At 62.4% G+C, this 4,555-nt stretch carries 3 protein-coding genes; 2 read left to right on the top strand and 1 reads right to left on the bottom strand.

Features of this window, described 5'->3' with window-relative positions:
* Together K2Z83_RS27850 and K2Z83_RS27845 are read left to right on the top strand one after the other, a co-directional pair.
* Nucleotides 1-1,952: Eco57I restriction-modification methylase domain-containing protein (locus K2Z83_RS27850; protein WP_220598436.1), on the top strand; the 1,952-nt coding region annotated here is incomplete at its 5' end.
* Between the two features lie 291 nt (nucleotides 1,953-2,243).
* On the top strand, nucleotides 2,244-3,266 hold the full coding sequence (locus tag K2Z83_RS27845; RefSeq protein WP_220598435.1) for an RNA-guided endonuclease TnpB family protein: 1,023 nt from the start codon (nucleotides 2,244-2,246) through the stop codon (nucleotides 3,264-3,266).
* 69 nt (nucleotides 3,267-3,335) lie between these two features.
* On the opposite strand, the gene K2Z83_RS27840 is transcribed toward K2Z83_RS27845, so the two are convergent.
* Nucleotides 3,336-4,415 (bottom strand): STAS domain-containing protein, encoded by a 1,080-nt coding sequence (locus K2Z83_RS27840; RefSeq protein WP_220598434.1) that lies wholly within the window; start codon nucleotides 4,413-4,415, stop codon nucleotides 3,336-3,338.
* Nucleotides 4,416-4,555 lie beyond the last annotated feature (140 nt).

The raw sequence follows: 4,555 nt of genomic DNA, 5'->3' as shown, positions 1-4,555 counted from the left end.
GCCTCTCCCAGCTCAGCCTGCTCGATGACCCGGCCTTCGCCGGGGCGATGATGAGCGCGGTGGGCAGCATGTGGCTGATCGAGGGCAGCGCCGGCCGCACGGTCGATGAGGTCAAAGAGCAAGAGCAGATCTACGAGCGGGTGCGCCGCGAGCTGACCGAGCGCTTCGCGCTGCACGCCGACCTGCGCACGGCGGCCGATCTCGGCCAGGGCATCGCCGCCGACTTGCAGCAGCGGGTGGTCGAGTTCGAGCGGCGGAATGCCCTCGGCCAGCTGCCGCCGTCGCTGCTGCGCGAGGTCGAGCGGGTGCAGGCCCTGGCCGCCGCCCGGCGCTTCTTCCACTGGGACCTGGAGTTCCCCGAGGTGTTCTACGACCGCCACGGCCGCCCGCTCGGCGAGCGGGCCGGCTTCGACGCGGTGATCGGCAACCCGCCCTATGTGCGCCAGGAGCAGCTCGGCCCGCTCAAGCCCTTCTTCCAGCGGGCCTTCCCCGAGACGTACAGCGGCACCGCCGACCTGTTCGTCTACTTCTTCCAGCAGGGCGTGCGCCTGCTGCGCGAGGGCGGGCTGCTGGGCTATATCGCCAGCAACTCCTGGCTGCGGGCGAACTACGCCACCCCGCTGCGGGCCTTTATGCGCCAGCAGGTGACGGTGGAGCAGCTGATCGACCTGGGCGACAACCGGGTCTTCGCCGACGCGCCCGATGTCTACCCGGCCATCCCGATCGTGCGCAGGGCCGCGCCGCCGGACGACCACACCGCCCAGGCGGCGACCTTCAGCCGAGGCGAGGGGCTGAGGGAGTTTGAGCGCCAGATCGTCGCGAAGCTGGCCCCGGTCAGCATCCACGACCAGCAGGATAGCGGCTGGCAGCTCGGCGGGGATGCCGGGCGGCGGGTGTTTGCGAAGATGATGTCTATTGGTCAATCGCTAGGTGATGTACTGAAAGGTCGCATCTACTACGGCATAAAGACTGGTGCAAATGATGTTTTCATTATAGACGAGATCACAAAGAATGCGCTTGTTGCTAGTGATAGATCTTCTGCCGAGATCATCAAGCCCCTCATCCAAGGCGAAGACTTACGGCCCTGGCACTATGAATATCAAGATCGCTGGTTAATTTTCACTCGACGTGGGATCGACATTGACAGATACCCGGCCGTAAAGGCGTATCTCGAAAGCTATCGCGCTCGATTAGAACCTAAGCCACGCGACTGGATGGAGGAGCATCCTTGGTCAGGTCGTAAGCCTGGATCCTACAAGTGGTACGAATTACAGGATTCTGTAGATTATTTCTCCGCTTTCGATTTGCCAAAGATTGTATGGCCCGATATTGCCAAAAGCCCTAGATTTTCGTGGGATACAGAAGCCATGTATCTGGGCAACACAGGCTATATTGCGATAATTGACCATCCTTGGGTGCTCGGCTATCTGGCGTCACGATGCGCCTGGTTCCTGATCTCGCAGTCTGCGATCAGCCTGGGAGAACGTGCGGGTGTGATGCGATATCGCCTCATTGACCAGTACATGCGACCGCTCCCCATCCCCGACGCCCCCGAGGCCGAGCGCGAGGCGATCGGCGGGCTGGCGATGACGATCAGCGGCGAGGCGAAGGCACGCTACGAGCTGCACCGGCGGGCGCGCAGGCGCATCCTGAGCGACCTGGGCGCGGCCGACAAGAAGCTGAACCAGAAGCTGACGGCGTGGTGGGATCTCGACTTCGCGGCCCTGCGCGCCGAGGTGCAGAAAGTCTTCAGGCGCGACATCCCGCTGCGGGAGCGCGACGACTGGGAGGAGTGGCTGGGCATCCAGCGCGAGGGGCACCGCCAGCGCACGGCGGCGATCATCGCCGGCGAGGCCGAGCTGAACCGGCGGGTCTACCAGCTCTTCGACCTGAGCGCCGAGGAGGTCGCGATCATCGAGGCGAGCACGAGGTACGGCTACGGCGAGGTGTGAGCTTGCGGGCGGCCGCGGCGGTGCGGCGGTCATTCATAGAAGGTTTACCTTTAGGCGCGGAAACCCAGGAGCTTTAGCCCTGGGAGGAGCGCCCCGCTTTAGCGGCTTTAGCCCTGAGTTGCACAGGCGTGCTAGTTGTGGTGTACTGTCTCTATGAGTGAAACTGTTTCCACCCGAACGGTATGCTGCAAACTGGCGCTTGATAGCGCGAGTGATGCCGCGTTGCGCGCAACTGCCGTGGCGTTTAATCGCGCCGCGACCTACTGTGCGTCGGTGGCGTGAACACAGAACGTGACGAACAAGAACAAGCTGCATCACCTCGTCTATCTCGAAAGCCGAGTCACCTACGGGCTGGGGTCGCAACTGGCCTGCTGTGCGCGAGATAAGGCGGCAGAAGCCGTCAGGGCCGTGCGTGCCGCCCCCGAGCGGCGCGACAAGCAAACGGGCGAGTCTCTCCCGCGAACCTGCCCGACGTTCCGCGACGATAGTTCGATCCGCTACGACGTGCGAACCTACCGCCTGATGCGTCTGGATCAGGTGAGCTTGTACACGCTGGCCGGGCGCGTAGTGGGACAGATGGAGCTGGGCACGTTCCAGCGAAACACGCTCTATGACCGAAGCTGGAAGATCGGCGGCGCGGAGCTGTTCTGCCGTGATGGGGTGTGGTATCTGCACATCACGCAGACAAAGGCCGATCCTGCGCCCGATGAGCCGACCGGCTTTCTTGGGGTAGACCTGGGGATCGTGAACCTCGCCGCCGATAGTGACGGCGAGACGTACACGGGCGCAGATGTAGAGCGCCGCCGCCGCTGGTATCGCGCCCGCCGTGCGGCGCTCCAGCGGGTACGCACGAGGTCGGCCAGGCGTCGTCTGAAACAATTGAAGGGCCGACAGCGGCGCTTTCAAAAGGATACCGATCACCGAATCAGCAAGCGGCTTGTGGAAACTGCGAAACGCACCGCACGCGGGATTGCCTTGGAAGACCTGGCAGGCATCCGCGAGCGGGTAAAGGTTACGAGCGCAGACCAACGGGCGCGACATAGCAATTGGGCCTTCTTGCATCTGCGTGCCTGTATCGCCTACAAGGCGCAACTGGCGGGCGTGCGTGTGATCTTCGTTGACCCACGCTTTACCAGCCAGCGCTGTAGCGTCTGTGGGCATACCGAACGGGCAAACCGCACGTCGCAGGCTCAATTCTGTTGTGTTGTGTGTAGACATACGGCTCCTGCCGACTACAACGCAGCGATCAATATTCAGCGGGCTGCCGTCAAACAGCCTATGGTGTCCGATCCGACGCTTCTGCGTTCGGGTTGAGGCACAAGCCCAGGAGCTTTAGCCCTGGGTATTTGACCTCTACGTACCGCAAGCAGGGCTTGCACATAGCTAGCCTATCGCGCCGCTGAGCGTGTGGCCGCTGACCAGCTCAACCACCTCCTGGGGCGAGCGACTCACTTCGATCCGCTCGAAGATGCGCTCAAGCTCTAGGGAGCTCATGGCGAGCTGCGGTGAGAATCCGGTGACAAACACCCGACAGCCAAGGAGCTTGATCGTGTCGGCCGTGGTCGCGAGCAGCTTGAGGCTCTGCGGGTCAGTCGCGGGCAGAGCTGCGACATCGATGATCATGAGCCTGACGTGGCGCGCGTGGACGACCGCGAGCAGGTGCTCGGTGATAGCCTGTGCGCGCTGAGCATCCACCGCGCCAACGATCGGTGCCAGGACGATCTGCTCGGTGAGGTTGATCGTCGGTATCTCAAGCGAGTGAACGAGGCTCCGCAGCTGTTGCTCAGTCGCCTCAAGCTGCTCCTTCTGGGCGGCTAACGAGGCGGCTAGCTGCTGGGCCTGCGTCGCGGTGTTCGCCGCCGCGACCGCGGCGTCATACCTGAGGGAGAGCGACCTGCCCATTCGCTTGAGGATGAACCCTATGCAGGTGAGTATTGTGGTCAGGTGCAGGATGAGGCTGGCGGCGATGGTAATCCATAGCGTGGGGTCGGGCACAGGCCCCAAGGTGGTGGGCACCCACCGGTACTTGAGCCAGCCGATCGCTGTAACCACGACGACGCTCACCGCAGCCGCACCGGCTGCGGCCCCCCTGCCGAACAGGAGCGCCGTGAGGATGCACCCGGTGAAGATATAGTGTCGCCCGTCGCTCACCAGCCCCGAGAGCGTCAGGTCGTAGATGGCTATGCCGAAGATCAGGCTTAGCAGGATGCCGCTGCGCAACGCATAGGGGATGCTCCGCACAAACGCGAACACAATGATCACGATATACATGACGACGAAGGCGGAGATCACGATGGGCGCCAGGGTCGCGTAGTACTGGAGCAGGTGAGTTGATGCGACGAGGATCAGCACACCACCGGGGATGAGGATGGAGAGAAAGATTCCGTTGAGCAGGTCGTTCCGCCACTGCTGAAGCTCAAGATGCGGTTCAATCCCAAGGTTCGTAGCGTCCTGGTGGTTCATGAGGTGTCATTCCGGAGGTGTATTCAACGGCTAGGCGACGACGTTGAGCGGCTTGAGACGTGAGATGTTTAGCGACATATAATTCTACAGTGTATATGTATCCATCGCAAGACCACGCCATCCTGACAGGCCGAAGCATG

The organism is Oscillochloris sp. ZM17-4, assembly GCF_019599295.1.
Taxonomy (GTDB): Bacteria; Chloroflexota; Chloroflexia; order Chloroflexales; family Chloroflexaceae; genus Oscillochloris.
Note: the sequence above shows the minus strand (reverse complement) of the source record. Positions and strands in the feature narration are given on the sequence as shown.

Coding starts and splice junctions, on each gene's coding strand:
- K2Z83_RS27840 (WP_220598434.1), bottom strand. CDS start 4,415: ATGAACCACCAGGACGCTACGAACCTTGGGATTGAACCGCATCTTGAG.